Source organism: Sporosarcina sp. GTC18466 (genome assembly GCF_055389225.1).
The window spans coordinates 462,756-479,078 of sequence record NZ_AP044037.1; the positions used below are offsets into that span (position 1 = coordinate 462,756).

The 16,323-nt window shown below is 49.6% G+C and carries 15 protein-coding genes; 1 reads left to right on the forward strand and 14 read right to left on the reverse strand.

From position 1 onward, the window contains the following. Positions 1 to 12: 12 nt before the first annotated feature. The 6 genes from ACZ5FK_RS02305 to ACZ5FK_RS02330 form a co-directional block, all read right to left on the reverse strand. On the reverse strand, positions 13 to 1,905 hold the full coding sequence (locus tag ACZ5FK_RS02305; protein ID WP_464806302.1) for a vWA domain-containing protein: 1,893 nt from the start codon (positions 1,903 to 1,905) through the stop codon (positions 13 to 15). Continuing rightward, positions 1,902 to 2,795, reverse strand: a complete 894-nt coding sequence (locus ACZ5FK_RS02310; protein WP_464806303.1) for an ATP-binding protein — start codon at positions 2,793 to 2,795, stop codon at positions 1,902 to 1,904. The genes ACZ5FK_RS02305 and ACZ5FK_RS02310 overlap by 4 nt, the downstream gene beginning before the upstream one ends. A gap of 84 nt (positions 2,796 to 2,879) precedes the next feature. Then, positions 2,880 to 3,077 carry a DUF6501 family protein gene (locus tag ACZ5FK_RS02315; RefSeq protein WP_464806304.1) on the reverse strand — a complete coding sequence of 66 codons (198 nt, stop codon included), beginning with the start codon at positions 3,075 to 3,077 and terminating at the stop codon, positions 2,880 to 2,882. A gap of 69 nt (positions 3,078 to 3,146) precedes the next feature. Beyond that, positions 3,147 to 4,391 carry a 2-oxoglutarate dehydrogenase complex dihydrolipoyllysine-residue succinyltransferase gene (odhB, locus tag ACZ5FK_RS02320; RefSeq protein WP_464806305.1) on the reverse strand — a complete coding sequence of 415 codons (1,245 nt, stop codon included), beginning with the start codon at positions 4,389 to 4,391 and terminating at the stop codon, positions 3,147 to 3,149. Positions 4,392 to 4,490: 99 nt separating this feature from the next. Further along, entirely contained in the window at positions 4,491 to 7,301 is a 2,811-nt protein-coding gene (locus ACZ5FK_RS02325; RefSeq protein WP_464806306.1) for a 2-oxoglutarate dehydrogenase E1 component, read from the reverse strand. 254 nt (positions 7,302 to 7,555) lie between these two features. Then, positions 7,556 to 8,632: an undecaprenyldiphospho-muramoylpentapeptide beta-N-acetylglucosaminyltransferase gene (locus ACZ5FK_RS02330; protein WP_464806307.1), complete on the reverse strand. Its 1,077-nt coding sequence runs from the start codon at positions 8,630 to 8,632 to the stop codon at positions 7,556 to 7,558. A 156-nt stretch (positions 8,633 to 8,788) separates the two neighbouring features. Between ACZ5FK_RS02330 and ACZ5FK_RS02335 the strand changes: the two genes are divergently transcribed. Continuing rightward, the gene (locus tag ACZ5FK_RS02335; RefSeq protein WP_464806308.1) at positions 8,789 to 10,147 is read left to right on the forward strand and encodes an MATE family efflux transporter; all 1,359 of its coding nucleotides are present in this window, start codon (positions 8,789 to 8,791) and stop codon (positions 10,145 to 10,147) included. 32 nt (positions 10,148 to 10,179) lie between these two features. Here the strand turns inward: ACZ5FK_RS02335 and ACZ5FK_RS02340 are convergent, their stop codons facing one another. The 8 genes from ACZ5FK_RS02340 to ACZ5FK_RS02375 all read right to left on the reverse strand — a co-directional run bounded on the left by ACZ5FK_RS02340 (position 10,180) and on the right by ACZ5FK_RS02375 (position 16,321). After that, positions 10,180 to 10,995: a CAP domain-containing protein gene (locus tag ACZ5FK_RS02340; protein ID WP_464806309.1), complete on the reverse strand. Its 816-nt coding sequence runs from the start codon at positions 10,993 to 10,995 to the stop codon at positions 10,180 to 10,182. Positions 10,996 to 11,179: 184 nt separating this feature from the next. Continuing rightward, the gene (locus ACZ5FK_RS02345) at positions 11,180 to 12,088 is read right to left on the reverse strand and encodes a CobW family GTP-binding protein (RefSeq protein WP_464806310.1); all 909 of its coding nucleotides are present in this window, start codon (positions 12,086 to 12,088) and stop codon (positions 11,180 to 11,182) included. A 57-nt stretch (positions 12,089 to 12,145) separates the two neighbouring features. After that, complete coding sequence (locus tag ACZ5FK_RS02350) at positions 12,146 to 13,651, reverse strand: lmo1851 family serine protease (RefSeq protein ID WP_464806311.1); 1,506 nt, start codon at positions 13,649 to 13,651, stop codon at positions 12,146 to 12,148. 118 nt (positions 13,652 to 13,769) lie between these two features. Beyond that, positions 13,770 to 14,471 (reverse strand): purine-nucleoside phosphorylase, encoded by a 702-nt coding sequence (gene deoD, locus ACZ5FK_RS02355; RefSeq protein ID WP_464806312.1) that lies wholly within the window; start codon positions 14,469 to 14,471, stop codon positions 13,770 to 13,772. A gap of 73 nt (positions 14,472 to 14,544) precedes the next feature. Continuing rightward, the gene (locus ACZ5FK_RS02360) at positions 14,545 to 14,766 is read right to left on the reverse strand and encodes a YozE family protein (RefSeq protein WP_464806313.1); all 222 of its coding nucleotides are present in this window, start codon (positions 14,764 to 14,766) and stop codon (positions 14,545 to 14,547) included. 12 nt (positions 14,767 to 14,778) lie between these two features. Further along, positions 14,779 to 15,204: a peptide-methionine (R)-S-oxide reductase MsrB gene (msrB, locus tag ACZ5FK_RS02365; RefSeq protein ID WP_464806314.1), complete on the reverse strand. Its 426-nt coding sequence runs from the start codon at positions 15,202 to 15,204 to the stop codon at positions 14,779 to 14,781. Next, the gene (msrA, locus tag ACZ5FK_RS02370) at positions 15,201 to 15,731 is read right to left on the reverse strand and encodes a peptide-methionine (S)-S-oxide reductase MsrA (protein WP_464806315.1); all 531 of its coding nucleotides are present in this window, start codon (positions 15,729 to 15,731) and stop codon (positions 15,201 to 15,203) included. The genes msrB and msrA overlap by 4 nt, the downstream gene beginning before the upstream one ends. A gap of 14 nt (positions 15,732 to 15,745) precedes the next feature. Further along, the gene (locus ACZ5FK_RS02375) at positions 15,746 to 16,321 is read right to left on the reverse strand and encodes a YpmS family protein (RefSeq protein WP_464806316.1); all 576 of its coding nucleotides are present in this window, start codon (positions 16,319 to 16,321) and stop codon (positions 15,746 to 15,748) included. Positions 16,322 to 16,323: the final 2 nt, after the last annotated feature.

Genomic DNA, 16,323 nt, shown 5'->3' on the forward strand with positions numbered 1-16,323 from the left:
GTTTTTTAGTGTTTATTGATTGATGACAAGCGTCAGCACTTTGCGCAGCAGCCGTAGTGTCTGTTCTGCAAAACTTTCAACCGATCCGGCTGATGCACTTTTATTGCCGAACATCAGGCTGAACACTTGTTTCTGGTCTTCTGTCGGATCTGCTTGCTGAAGAAATAGATGCAGTACTGTGATACCCTGCTTCTCCGCTTCCATGACCGCTTCTCTAGTATCAATGATGCCATTTCTGTCATAACCGAAGGCAGACGGTTCCCCGTCCGAAAAAACAAGAAGGAACTTATGCTTTTCACGGCGGTTCATCAGTCGCTTAGCCATCCACCTGATCGCGAACCCGTCCCTGTTATCGTCGTTCGCTTCAAAGCCCAAGATGGCCGGTCCACTGTCCGCATTGCGTTCTTCGAAAGTGTGCATCATGTCAAAAACATTCAGCTGTACTTCCTTAGAAGCCTCATCCGCATTTTCATAATAGGAGGAGATTTCATGTTCAATCCCAAGCGTCCGCAGCACATCATGAAACAGCAAGACGGCTTTTTTCGTCTCCTCCAGTTTATCGAGCATGGAGGCGGACCCGTCGACTAATAAGCCAAACACCGCATCGAGTTCAGGGGAAGGGGCAGATTTGCGATAAAACGGTTTGGGCCTTTCATCGACAACCATTGTAATCAGTTTCGGTGACAGCCTGCCCTTCGGCAATCCTTCCCTCCTGTACTGTACTTTCTGCTCGATGCGTTTTTTGATTTCATCGACAAACGCACGGACGAATGGCCGCTGTTCTTCACGCCAAGCAATCAGCTTGAACTCCGTTTCTCCTGTTTGCACATTGCTTTGTTTTCTCTCTTCGTATACGACATTCAGGTGTTCACTGCCGAACTCTGACCCGGCCGCCCGAACAGCCGGCTCGCCCTTCCGCTCGGGTTTTTCTATATCGTCTTGCCGCTTGCTGCTGTTATCGCCTCTAGAAGCGCCTTGACCGATCTCCTCGATGTTTGCCTCTTCATGCCCAGCTGCGGCGGATGCGCCAGTTCCCTTTCCTGAACGTCCATGCTCCAGCTCGTATTCCAAATGGACTCCCGACTCCTCAGCGTTCTCACGGTGCCATGAACGGAATACTTCCTCAATCGTCTCCTTCGGCTTCTCATCTCCCGGCTCTGCATCCTTCATACCTTCATGGTAATGAAAAACCGCGGATGCCTCATCAATAGAATCCGCAAGCACATAATATTGATGAGTGAGATCATATTGAATTGAAGGGCTGATAAGCGTCACGATCCGCATGGCAATAGTGGCGCTGTCCGATGTACTTTTTGCCTCATATGCCCTTTCAAGTTCGGCGGCAATCCGTTCAAGCGGCAAGTCCCATCCCTCTTCATCACCGCTTGCATATCGGCCGGCATGCAAAGAAATATATAGTTTATTCAGCAGCGCATCTGCAAGAAAGTGTTTTTGTATGTTGACGGTCCTGGAATTTTGGTGATAGCCGAGCATCGCCGTAATCCGGGCTTGAAAAGCGGCCGCCGTTCCGGGACGTTCTTTCCTCACCAGCTCAATCATTCGAAATTCCTCGATCAGCAGCAGGAGCTCCCTGGCGAATCTCTGCAGTGGATGGCTGCTATATTCCCGGCGAAAATCAAGCCATTCATTCAATGAGAAATGTCTCCAGAAACCAGCCGTCAAAATATAGACATCGGACAGTCGCCCCAAATGAGTCAATTCCTCGGAACGATGCCGCCAGAAGACACTCATGGAGATCATACTCTCAAGCGGACGGAATTCCATCAGCTTGCGTTCGGTCAGCTCAAGGAACGGCGCATCAGCAAGCGCACGGCTCACACGTTCGTATAGCAGAAGTTCATTGGCTTCAACCTTTTCATCGTTGAATTGAATAAAGCGCTTCAATTTTCATACAGGCCTTTCTCCATATCCCGAGGAATCCATGTCGCAGCAAGTTCCATGACAAGTTTCTGCTCCAGCGGATCTTCAAGCTTTTCCGCTATTGAGTATCGTACAGAACGAGATAGCGGCATCAACGAGGAAAGGGCAAGCGCGTCGATCAGACTGCGGACGGAAGCTGCCTCGTCAGATAACAACCCATTGATTACTTGTTTTTTCAGATCTTCATGGATGGCGAGACAAGCCGCTAGCTGTTTCTCATCCGCATCGGGGAACATTTCTTGCAATAGAATTTTCAGCTGGCCGCCGTCAAGATAAGGGATCGAATAGGAGACAAACCGGTTTTTCAGGGCCTCATTCATCGGGCTTGTACCGACATATCCTTCATTGATTGCCGCAATCACCGTAAAATTTTGATGGGCATGGATCACTTCCCCTGTAAATGGATTTGTGAACATCCGCCTATGGTCAAGGACACTGTGTAAAATCGGCAATGTCTCAGGTTTCGCCATATTGATCTCGTCGATATAAAGGATATGACCGCGCCTCATCGCTTTGACGACAGGTCCTTCTACAAACTCGATATGGGTCTCCCCGTTCTTCGTGACAATCGTTTTGAAACCGACCAGAGATTCGACGTCCAAATCTACAGAACAGTTCACGCTTTGCATCGGTTGCCGATAAAATGCTGAGATGCTCTGTGCGAAACGTGTTTTCCCCGAACCTGTCGGCCCTTTCAACAAAACAGGACGTTTCAATACGGTTGCCGCGAGCACATCATCCCAAATATGAGGAACCGGCGAAACATATCCGCCTTCCTGGATGAGAGCTTCATCTTCTTTCTCATACACCTCATTTTTTCTCTTGCTGCGTTCCTGATCAATCACCTGGTTCATGTAATTTCCTCCTGCCTGTTGTTTCTAGTTGTTCATATGAAGAACAGGCGGAGGATAATGGAAATCCTCCGCCTGCCTGTAGGTTCACTCAAAATACGTTTTGTAGTAACCGCCGACTTTCCCGCTATTGTCAACGACGAAAAGGAATTCATCCGTTTCATTTTTCACTTCGTATGTTTTGCCTGGTGTCAGCATGTTGGTAACTACATACTTTTCGGCATTCGCATGCGTGCAGGTGACTGTCCGGATGGTTGGTGCTGTCAGCCAATCCATGAATGACATGATGCCATCCCCTTTCATGTGATTTCAAAAAACGGCCCGGCCGCAGCCGGACCGTCAGGCCTGTGTCAATTATGATCCAAGCAATAGGTCTTCCGGATTTTCGATCAATTCTTTGACCATCTTCAAGAAACCGACAGAATCTTTACCATCGATGACGCGGTGGTCATAGGAAAGTGCCACGTACATCATCGGGCGGATTTCGATATTATCGCCGACTGCCACTGGCCGCTTCACGATTGAATGCATTCCAAGGATACCGACTTGCGTTCCATTCAGGATTGGTGTCGAGAAGAGGGAACCGAAGACGCCGCCATTCGTGATTGTGAATGAACCGCCCGCCATATCACCAAGAGTCAATTTGTTATCACGCGCTTTTGAAGCGAGATCAGCAATCGAGTTCTCGATTTCCGCGAAGTTTTTGCGATCCGCATCACGGACGATCGGTACAACAAGTCCTCCTTCTGTAGAAACCGCGATGCCGACATCATAATAATGTTTCATGATCAATTCATCGCCGTCAATTTCGGAGTTGACATATGGGTATTTCTTGAGTGCTGCAACAACCGCTTTCGTAAAGAAGGACATGAAGCCTAGACGTGCATCGTACTTTTCGAGGAACTCATCCTTTTTACGTTTGCGCAGTTCCATGACAGCCGTCATGTCGATTTCGTTGAATGTTGTAAGCATTGCAGTCGATTGCTTCACTTCAAGAAGACGCTTCGCGATTGTCTGGCGGCGGCGCGTCATTTTCTCGCGCGTTTCGCGGCCATCTTGCACCGGTGATGCAGCCGCTGCAGGAGCAGCCGGTTTTTGCGGTGCCGCTTTTGGAGCGTTACCATGTGCCTGCACGTCTTGCGCACGTACGCGGCCCATAGGATCTACCGGGGAAACAGACGCGAGGTCGATCCCTTTTTCCCGCGCAAGTTTACGTGCTGCAGGGCTGGCAATAGTACGTTCACCGGAAGCGTTCTCCGCAGTCTCCTGGACAGAAGCTGCAGGAGCCGCTTCTTCAGCCGGTTTAGCAGCAGGTGCTTCTTCCGCTTTAGGGGCAGGTGCCGCTGATTGGGCTGGAGCGCCTGAGCCTGCTCCAACAACAGCGATCACTTGGCCGACTTCTACTGTATCGCCCTCAGCTGCAAGAAGTTCCTGGATGACGCCAGCTTCTTCGGAAATGACTTCCACGTTGACTTTATCTGTTTCCAGTTCAACGATGAATTCGCCTTGGTCCACATGGTCACCTGGCTGTTTCAGCCATTTCGCGATTGTTCCTTCCGTAATCGATTCCGCAAGTTCAGGTACTCTGATCTCTGCCACAATAAATTCCTCCTATTCATTTCCGTTTTGCACGGCCTTCACGCTGATTCGTCATCAACATATATCGTCTCCCTGTTTGCAGGGCAGAAGACAATCTGATTAATTCTTGAGGGCTTCCTCAATGATGCGGGACTGTTCCTTCTTATGCGATTCGCCGTCACCTTCGGAAGGACTCGCGCGATGAATACGACCGACATAAGAGATGTCTCTTCCGTCCGCGAGCTCTTGCAAGTATGGATATGCGAATGACCAGGAGCCCATATTCTTCGGTTCCTCCTGCACCCAGACAAGTTCCTTCGCAGCTTTGTAGCGCTCGAGGATTTCAGCAATCTTTTCCGATGGGAACGGATAGAGCTGTTCCACGCGGATGATATGAAGATGATCATATCCTTCTCCGTCTTTCACCTGTTCCGCAAGATCGATTGCCATTTTGCCGCTGGCGAACAGGATCTTCTTCACTTTCTTCGGATTCTTGCCAGTTCCCGGCTGTTCAAGCACCGTTTTGAAATGACCTTCAGAAAGATCCGATACATCAGCTCCAACAAGCGGATGACGCAATAAAGACTTCGGTGAAGCGATCACAAGCGGGCGCTCTGCTTCCGTACCGAGTACTTGCGCCTGTCTGCGCAAGATATGGAAGTAGTTCGCTGCACTAGACATGTTCGCCACTGTCCAGTTGTTTTCAGCGCATAGCTGTAAGTAGCGCTCAATCCGGGCACTCGAGTGCTCAGGGCCCTGGCCTTCATATCCGTGTGGAAGAAGGATGACAAGACCTGACTGCTGTCCCCATTTAGAGAAGCTGGATGATACGAACTGGTCGAACATCACCTGCGCCATGTTCGCGAAATCCCCATACTGGGCCTCCCAGATCGTAAGAGCCTTATCTTTCTCCAGATTATAGCCGAATTCGTATCCGACGACAGCAAACTCGGTGAGCGGGCTATTGTACGCAACGAAGGATGCGTTAGATTCGCTGATATGATGAAGAGGAACGAATTCCTCGCCTGTCTTTTCGTCATGCAAAACAAGGTGACGGTGCGCAAATGTTCCGCGCTGCACGTCCTGTCCGGTAATCCTGATTGGATTGCCATCCTGTAGAATAGATCCGAATGCAAGTTGTTCAGCGTGCGCCCAATCGATCTTCCCTTTGCCTTTGAACGGCTCTTCACGGCGCTTCAAGATCCGGTCAAGCTTGCCAAACACATGGAAGTCATCTGGGTATGTAAGAAGCTCTTCGTTCATGCGGCGGAGCCTCTCCTCCCCAACACCAGTCTCCAGATCACGCGGCATGCCAAGAAGCACTGCTTCCGGAGTCGCGTTCGATGGTTTCTTCGCATTAGCAGAATGACTCTTCACGTTATCATAAGCAGCCTGCATGATGCCGAATACATCCGAATCCAGCTTGTCGACCTCTTCTTTAGATAGAATGTTTTCGCCGACTAATGACTCTCCATAAAGCTGGCGGACAGTCGGATGCTTATGGATCTCATGATACATGAGCGGATTTGTCACAAGCGGCTCATCCATCTCATTGTGCCCATAACGGCGGTATCCGATCAAATCGACAAGAATATCCTTGCCGAATGTTTGTCTATATTCAAATGCAAGCGCGGCAGCTGAAATGACCGCTTCCGGATCGTCGGCGTTCACGTGCAGGACAGGCACTTCAAATCCTTTTGCCGGATCAGAAGAATACATGGTCGAACGGGAGTCGTAAGATTCCGTCGTGAAACCGATCGTATTGTTCGCGATCACATGAACAGTTCCGCCTGTACGGTATCCGCGCACCCGGCTGAAGTTGAATGTCTCTTGCGCGATGCCTTCGCCCGGGAATGCTGCGTCCCCATGAATCATGACTGCATACGCCGCATTCATGTCCTGTTCAGGCATGCCCGGTTTCGACGTATCTTCCTGGGCAGCGCGCGTCTGGCCTGCGATGACCGGGTTGACCACTTCAAGATGAGACGGGTTATACGCAAGGAAGCGTTCCACGCTGGACTTCCCTTTATAAAGGGCCCCAAGGTGGTATTTCACATCGCCGAACCATCCGCGTGACGTGACGACAGAGCCGTCTTCAGGCAAGAAGTCTAGCGAAGGCACTCCTGCGAATTCAGCGAACATCATCTCATATGGCTTATTGAGAATATGGGCAAGGACATTCAAACGTCCCCGGTGTGCCATGCCGATCAGCACTTTTTCCGTATTGGCGTCCTCTGACTTCCTCATCAATTCATCAAGGAAGACGACAAGTGTATCCAGTCCTTCAATTGAGAAGCGCTTTGCTCCGACGAATGTCCGGTGGATGAATTTTTCAAACCCTTCCACTTTTGTAAGCCGCTCAAGAAGTTCTTTCTTCTCTTCTGCCGTCAAACCGGATGCATTTGCGCTTTCGATACGGGATTGCAGCCACTTGCGTTCATCTTCATCAATCAGATGAGCAAACTCGTATGCTGTTTTTCCAGTATACTGTTCCTTCAAAAAGTTAAAAGCATCCAAGCCGTTCTCCACATGAGAAGGGACCTCTTTCAAGAACAAGGATGCCGGCAGCGACCGCAAGTCGTCTTCCGTCAAACCGTATTTGGAAATTTCCAGACGTGATGAGTCTCTCGGATGATCATGAAGCGGATAGATATCTGCAGCCAGATGACCGTAAGCACGGACCGCTTCAAGCAATTCCGATGCTGCCAGCGCTTTGGTGAAATCAATTCCGGATGCTGCCGGACCTGCTGAAACTGCTTCCTGGAATCCCTGAACAGTCGGCGCTCCGTATTTTTTAAACATCTCAGCGAGCTGAGGGTCGACATCTTCGGGAGAAGACTTGAATTTCTCGTACATCTCCATCACATACCCGAGGTTCGGCCCCGAGAAAACATCGTATGGGGAACGATGGGAACCTACATTGTTCGACATGTAAAATGACCTCCACATTTGCCAACAGGCATATTGGGTTATTATTTTTATCCGTCTTAATAGTACCATGCTAAACCGTTAACCGAAAGGGGTTAACTCTGCAGTATTGCATAAATATCAGTTTAGATGCCATCTGCTGAAAGACGGATCCGGGTAGCAGCTCTACCTTTATTCCGTCAACAAGGATACACTTCTTTCCCTAATCTTGCAACTATCGAAGAGTCCATAGGGATCAGCCTTCATGCGTCTTCCAGTTAATTTTTATACGACAGGATCAAATCGACCATCGACTCAGGAGTTTTTATCTCTGAGTGTCTCTTCATTTCCTCTTCCATTTCGGCTTTTCCATCAAGAAGACGGGCTAGAAGACTTTGCATCTCCAGGCCTTCAAGCTCTTCCTCCGTGACGACCTCTGCGATGCGGAGCGATTTGAAAAGCTTCGCATTCAGGATTTGATCCCCCCTGCTCTTCGCGGCAGACAGCGGAATGAGCAGCATTGGTTTCCGAAGGGCGAGAAGCTCGAAGATTGAATTCGAACCCGCCCGCGATACAGCGAGATCAGCGGCTGCCAGCAAATGCGGCAGACTGTCCGTGGCATATTCGAACTGTGCATACCCCTTGCGGTCCGCAAGGGATTCGTCCATATGTCCTTTTCCACAAAGGTGTATCACTTCAAACATTTCTAGAATCTTATCAATGCCGGTCCGAAGCGAGTCATTCAGCAAAACAGATCCTTGGCTGCCGCCCATGAAGAGCACGACAGGCTTTTGTCCGGGCAGGCCGGTGAGACGCAGTCCCTCTGTCCGGCTGCCGCTAAATAGCTCTGGACGGATGACAGGTCCCGTGCATGTTGATTTTTCTCCCGGAACATGCTGCAGCGTCTCTTCGAATACAGTGAAGATATGATTTGACATCGGAAGCGCTAGTTTATTCGCAAGCCCCGGTGTGACGTCCGATTCATGGATGACAACAGGGATTCGGGCGAGTTTCGCAGCCATGACGACCGGCACTGAGACGAAGCCGCCTTTCGAAAAGACGACATCCGGCTTGAGTTTCCGGAGGACGCTGTACGCCTGCAGGACACCAGCTCCCACTTTAAATGGGTCTGTGAAGTTTTTCAGTGAAAAATAACGCCTAAGTTTGCCGCTCTGGATGGCATGATACTCGACTTCCGGATGTCTTTCTCCGATCAATTCCAGCTCAATGCCATCATGCGAACCGATATAATGGACCTCATATCCTTTATCGGCAAATACGGGGATCAGCGCTTCGTTCACGGAGACATGCCCCGCCGTACCGCCGCCCGTCAATACAATTACAGGCCTTTTCATGTGGCCATTCACCTCATCTATATGAAAATCATATGCTCCGTGCGGAACTTATGCGGCAGGACGGGATCCCGTTCTGCCTACCCAGTTATTATAGCAGACAAATCATGCTATAATCATAGTGCTATGCTGTTAAATGAATAAAGGGGGATTTGCGATATGCCTGCGAACGAGAGAAAGATCGGGATTTTTGCAAAAGTCATCATCCCGATTCTCATCACACAAGTCGCCCTGTACCTTATGACGTTCTTCGATATCCTTATGACAGGGCGATACGATACATACCATTTGGCAGGCGTCACAATCGGCTCCTCTTTTTGGGGGCCAGTATATACGGGTCTGTCAGGGATTCTGCTAGGTCTCACTCCTATCATTGCACAATTGACCGGCGGCGGCCGGGAGAAGGACATCCGCCCAAATGTCCATCAAGGCCTGTATGTCGCAGTGCTTCTCGCTGCGGCAGTATTTCTCGTCATCCGGTTCGCCGTCTATCCCGCTATCAATTCCATGCCGCTTGACAGCGAAGTGCAATCAGTCGCAAAAGCGTATCTGACAGGAATGACCATCGGCCTGCTTCCGCTGTTCGCCTATACGGTCTTCCGCTCTTTCTTTGACGCACTCGGCGCGACCCGGGTATCGATGTTCATCATTTTATTATCCGCGCCGATCAACATTTTCCTGAACTACCTTTTGATCTATGGGAATTTTGGATTTCCAGAGCTCGGAGGAGCGGGTGCGGGGTATGCTTCAGGCATCACGTACTGGATAGTTCTTGGAATCGCCGCGATGATCGCATGGAAGCGGAAACCGTTTGAGGAGCTACTGCTCTTTAAAGGATGGGAGCGTGCTTCTTTTACGAAGATGAAGGAGATCTTGTGGATTGGTGTGCCGATCGGTCTCTCGATTTTTGTTGAGACAAGCATCTTCTCGGTCGTCACTCTCTTCATGAGCAAATATACGGCGGAAGTGATATCAGCCCATCAGATTGCGCTCAATTTCACGTCACTTCTATACATGGTGCCGCTCAGCATCTCGATGGGTACGACCATCCTTGTCGGGCAGTCTGTCGGCGGCGGCCGGCTGGAAGATTCCAAGCAATATGGAAAGATCGGTGTCGTCCTCGCCATCCTTTTCAGTTTTGTTTCAATTGCAATCCTTCTCGCTTTCCGCGAGCAGATAGCAATGCTCTACACTAATGACATGGCAATTGTGAAGCTGGCCATGCAGTTCTTTATCTTCGCTGCCTTCTTCCAATTGTCCGACGCAGTGCAAGCACCGATCCAAGGGGCACTCAGGGGCTATAAGGACGTCAATGTCGCATTCATCATGGGCATCGTCTCCTTCTGGCTCATCGGACTGCCTTCAGGATATTTAGTGGCACAGTTCACTACGCTCGGTCCGCTTGGCTATTGGGTCGGCCTCATAGCCGGGCTCACAGTCGGCGCGGTAGTACTAAGCTTCCGGCTGCGGATTGTTCAAAAGAGACTGCTCACAGAAAAAAGGCTTTCCGCCCGTTGACGGAAAGCCTTTTTTCATTTTTTAAATAGATATCACTTCGAAATGAACTGCTGTGTCCAGTAGTTGCCGTTCGCATCATACCCAATGCCGATATGTGTAAAATCAGGCGTCAGGATGTTTTGTCTGTGACCCGGTGATTCCATCCATGCTTTGACCACTTCCTCAGGGGAACGCTGGCCCATGGCGATATTCTCTGCCGCCGCACGGTAGGAGATCCCGAACGATTTCATCTGGTCGAACGGAGAACCGTATGTCGGACTCGTATGGGAGAAGTAATTTTTAGATGCCATATCCGCAGATTTCGCACGGGCTGATTTCATAAGTGCAGCATCTGCTTGAAGAGGCTTCAAGCCAGCTTTTTGACGCTCAACGTTAGTCAGGTCAAGTACAGCCTTCTCGACTGCGGAAAGCGAAGCATCACTCGGTGCTTGTGGTGCCGGATTCGGCTTCTCCACTGCCGTTTGGCCATTATTGTTCTCAGGAATATTCGGTTTCACATCAGGCGCTTGCGGCTTGCTTGGCTTTTGAATAGGAGCCTGTGGTTTACTTGGCGTTTGCGGCTTCTCCACATTTGTTCCAGCTCCCGGCTTTTGAGGTGTCACCGGTTTATTGATATGGCCATTACTAGAGAAATAGCTGTTCAATTGATCCATATACTGTTTGATGAACGCATCCGCATCCTCGCGATTCGGGAATTGATATGCATCCGTACCTTGGTAAACATAGTATCTGACATTCGATTGCAATCCGGAGTCTGCATCGTTATTTTGATAAGCTGCCTCCGCATTATGGTGGCCTGGCATTAGCATTGCCGACCCGAGTAAGATGACTGCCATCGATTTTTTCATCTGTAACTCCTCCCTTCGCAAACTATCATAAACGGTTGCAAGGAAGCGAGAATGGACAGCATCTTCCAGTACGGCCAATTACTCTGGAATTATGTGAAACAAGGGATTTGAAAGCGCACTTTTTGGAGATTCTTGGACACCCCCCAAATTATTGCAAGTTCGAAGGGGTTGACACCTCTAGAATTCACTGCTTCTGGGAAACATATCCTATATCCTCTACACCCTCTCCGATAATGACGATGCGGGGCTCCATCTTCAGGTATTCAGGCAGCCAATTTGTCAGGCCATACGCGTATTGGAACAGATAAGGGTTCTCCGCCCCTTTTACAGGCACATATCCTTTAATGCGATATACCGTCTCAGGCAACGAACGGACCCAGCGCTCAAAATCATCCCTGTCAACTGGTTCTTCAAACGCCAGAAGCTTTGTTGATAATGGCAGTCCCTTTCCCGATACTAGCGGATCTTTTGTCTTTCCTTTCACACTATCCAATGTACGTTCAATGAATGAAAAAGGAACTTTGGCATTGATGGTCTGTATGATTGGCGCATTGCTATTCAAATTTGTAAGTTCAGCGGTTACTTGCGCCATCTCCCCGTCTGTCAGGAGATCCGCCTTATTTGCAATCAGCAGGTGGGCATGCCGGATCTGTTCGATGAATAAAGAACGGATCCTCGGAGATAATTCATCACGTTTCAGCCAACGGGCGCTGTCAGCGACTGTTACAATTCCCTTCACTGCAAGTTTGTCGGCAAATAGAGGCGAATAGACTGCATCAAGAGCCTCCACGGGATGTGCTGCCCCGGATGTTTCGATCAATATGACATCAATGCCCTCGTAATCGGCAAGGAGGCTCTGTAGCTGGGCTTCCGTCTTTTCGGAGCCTGTGCAGCAAATACAGCCGCTGAGCAGCTCTTTAAGAGGGACATCTCCATCTTCCCTCGCCCTGTTCGAGTCGAATGGAAGTGCGCCGATTTCATTCATCAGCACTGCAGGTTTTTTGCCAGCTTCCTTCAATTGGGAGATTGTATTCAATAGCAATGTCGTTTTCCCGCTGCCGAGAAAGCCGCTGAATAAATAGACATCTATCACGTAAAATCCGCCTCCTAGCAATAAGCGCCCAGTCCGCAGTCGGAATGGGCGCTATGCTTATTTTTTCAATTCTTCCTGTACAACTTCTTTCGCCTTGTTGAGCTGCGGGTCGTCTTCTTTGATCTTTTCACGAAGTAATTCCATCAGTCCGAGGGTTGAATTACCAGACAGAATTCCTGTCTCTTTCAGCTGTAGGTCTTTCTGCAGCTCTTTGACGGCCTGTTCTGTCTTCGAATCAAATAGTCCATCCACCTCGCCCGGTTCGTATCCGACCGCTTTCAGCATCTCCTCTGCCGCTTCCACTGCCGGGGATACCATTCCCGGCTTCATCTCTGCGGAAGGATCCAAATATGGCAGCGAGGCATATGAAGGGTATGGCACTTCGACATCAGGTTCGATGCCTTTCGTATGGATCCAATTGCCATTCGGTGTCAGCCATTTCGCTGTAGTGAGCTTCAGGTTCGAACCGTCCTTCATGTCTTTTGGTGTCTGGACAGTCCCCTTGCCGTATGTCTTGATGCCGACCAGTTTAATGCCTGCTGATTCTTTCAAGGCAGCAGCAAGGATTTCAGAAGCGGATGCACTTCCGTCGTCGACAAGCATTGCCACAGGCACATTCACTTTCCGGCCGTCTGAAGCGACATAGACTTCAGGCGAGGTCCCTTTCCCTTCGTATTGGAAGATATTTTTCCCTTCCGGCACAAATAGGTCAGAAATGTCGATAGCAGTGCTGAGCATGCCGCCAGGATCTTGCCGGACATCGAGCACCAGGCCTTTCATGCCTTTCGATTCCATATCATCCAGGGCTTCGAGAACTTCGTCATACGTATGTTCCGAGAAGCTGGTGATAGTGATATGGGCAATGCCGTCATCGAGCATTTCAGCATAGACGGTTTCAATCGGAATGATGTCCCGTTCGATTTTCACGTCAAACGGATCTGCCGTCTCCCCCCGGCGTACGGTAAGGGTCACTTTTGTCCCCTTTTCCCCGCGGATAAGCAAAACAGCTTCCGATGAAGACATGCCTTGAATGCTTTTCCCGTCAACCGCAAGAATCATATCGTTCGGCAAGAGGCCAGCACGTTCGGCAGGTGAATTTTTGATAGGCGAAACGACTTTGATATAGCCGCCTGCTTCCTGGATTTCTGCGCCGATCCCTTCGAAGCTGGAAGAGATGCTCTCATTAAGCTGCTTTGCCTCTTTTTCATTCAGATAATCAGAGAATGGATCGCCGAGTGATTCGATCATCCCGTTGATCGCGCCGTCGATCAGTTCGGTATCTTCAATATCTGCATAGTAATTCTTTTTCACTTCATCATAAGCGTCATAGAGTTTCTTGAATTCTTTGCGGTCCGTCGCCGTTGCGGTTTGGGGATTGACGACTTCAACGACCTTTTCCTCCCCGGTCGTAAGAGCAAAGAATGTAACAGCGGCTGTCGCCAGGACAAGTCCGAATATAAGCATGACCAAGGAGAAGGGTTTCAAACGAATATACCGGCTTGCCGGCGGCTGATAGTCCTTCTTTTCCTCTTCTACAGGGGCCTGTTTCTCTTGATCTTCCATGCGGTTCCCCCCACTTTCCTTCTTTTCGTCCAATAGGAATTATTTTCAACATGCGTTCAAAAAAAGGACCGCTGATTGGCTAGCAAGCGGTCCTTCTTCGAACTTCACTTCGCGCGTGTTATTGAATGGCTGCGTCGAGTGCCACTTCAATCATGTCATTGAAAGTTGTCTGGCGTTCTTCCGCAGACGTCACTTCCCCTGTAAGGATATGATCGCTTACAGTAAGAATAGACAGGGCTTCACGGCCAAATTTCGCAGCTAGCGTATAAAGCGCTGCCGTTTCCATTTCCACGGCAAGTACGCCGTACGAAGCAAGTTTTTCATGCTCGGCATGTTCATTATAGAAGAAGTCCTCTGTAAAGACATTGCCGACTTGTAGATGAAGGCCTTTTTCGACACCTGCATTATACGCTTTCAGCAAGAGATCGAAATTGGCAGTCGGTGCATAGTCAACTCCGTTAAAGAATGTACGGTTGATTGGTGAATTTGTAGTCGCACTTTGAGCAAGGATGACATCGCGGACTTTAACATCGCGCTGGATCGCTCCGCATGTGCCAACACGGATCAACTTTTGCACGCCGAATTCCTGCATCAGTTCAGTTATGTAGATGGAGATCGAAGGCACACCCATTCCGGTGCCTTGAACTGAGATGCGCTTGCCTTTGTAAGTCCCTGTGAAGCCGAACATGTTACGGACTTCATTGTACTGCGTAACGTCTTCCAAAAAAGTTTCAGCGATATATTTCGCACGGAGCGGATCGCCCGGAAGCAGGATTGTTTCCGCGATATCGCCTTTTTGCGCATTGATATGTATGCTCATGTGACATAGCCTCTCTTTCCGATTTTCCTTTCCATCATACAAGTTATCCGCCTTTTATGCAATGATGGACCATTCAGTGCACATGGTCTTGATATAAGTCATACAACTCATCGAAAACTGCGATGGGCATCCGTTCGTCCGCTTTTTCCTCAAGATAACGGGACAGCTGATCAAACGAACGCTCCTGTTTCGGGAAGCTGTGATCTTCGAACATCGCTTCCGCAAAGACGGCCTTCAGATCTTCCTTCGGGCCGCCGCGGTGCGATAGGACGTATTGGTAGAATGATCGATCCATCCGTCCTCCTCCTCACTTCTCAAATAACTTTTTGTACTCTCCATAGCCTTCCGCATCCAGGCGTTCTTTCGGGATGAAACGGAGGGCGGCGGAATTGATGCAGTAGCGCATCCCCTTTGGGCCGGGCCCGTCCGGGAACACATGGCCAAGATGGGAGTCGGCCGTCTTGCTGCGCACTTCCGTCCGCCGCATGCCATGGCTTGCGTCGAAGTGTTCCGTGATCTCTTCCGTCTCGATCGGCTTGGTGAAACTTGGCCAGCCGCAGCCTGCATCATATTTATCATTCGAACTGAACAGCGGTTTCCCGGATACTACATCTACATAGATGCCGTCTTCGAATGTATCATTGTATTCATTCCTGAAAGGAGGTTCGGTGCCTTTCTCCTGTGTCACATGATACTGCATATCCGTCAAGCGGTCTCTTAGGTCTTCCTTCATGATTCGTCACCCCACGTCTCTTTTTTGTATCGTTCTCTTCCTGAGCCTTCCGCATACCGGTTGTAATGGGAAGGATTTTTCATATAGTAATCCTGATGTCCTTCCTCAGCCTTGTAAAAGGGCTTAGCCGGCTTGATATCAGTCATGATCGGCCGGTCGAATTTACCTGACTTCTCCAAGTCCTCTTTGGATTTCTCAGCAATTTCCCGCTGCTCGGATGAATGATAATAGATGGCGGTTTTGTAAGATTCCCCTCGATCAAAAAACTGGCCGCCGCTATCGGTCGGATCGATCTGTCTCCAAAAGATATCGACCAGTTCCTTGTAGGAGATCACCGAGTCGTCGAACGTAATCTCTACAGCTTCCCGATGGCCCGTCGATTCTGAACAGACCTGTTCATACGTCGGGTTCGGAAGGTCTCCGCCCGTGTAGCCGGAAACAACGGATTTTACGCCCTCATACCTGTCGAATGGCTTCACCATGCACCAGAAGCATCCTCCTGCGAAAGTCGCGGTCTCAAGTGCCATGCCGCATCTCCTCCTTATTCATTCGGTATTGTAACCTCCAGCGTGATATCATTGTCCGCCAAATTGAAAGTCTTCGCTTTCACTTGGATATTTCCTGAAACAGGGAGATCTGATAAGTTGATGAAGATCTCTTCCTCTTTTGGACGCACAATCATCCAGCCGGGTAAATCCACAGATTGCTTCAGTACTTTCAATACTGTCTCAGGCGGAATATTGAGCGGGCCGATTTCCATGGAAGACTGCTTTAAGATCAGGTTGCCATCCTCTCTGACAACAGGATCGAAATGCATGATGACAGGCAATTGGAAACCGAATACTGTCAATTCCGAGAGCAGGCTGACATCATCGTCGACCTTCATCGTAACAGGCAGCGGCTCCCCTTTGATAGCTTTGCCTATATAGGTGTTCGCAATCCCCTCCAGATCCTGTTTCGTGGCATGTACTGTCAGCTGGTTCCCTGATGGTGCAGCTTTTTCGATTGGCGGAAGAGGCTCAGAAGCCCCCACATTGCCGATGTACCAGATCAGCCCGATGATTACTGCCGCCAAACCGCCTAGCAGCGTGAAAAAAGCGATCTTCCAAAAGTTCAAGC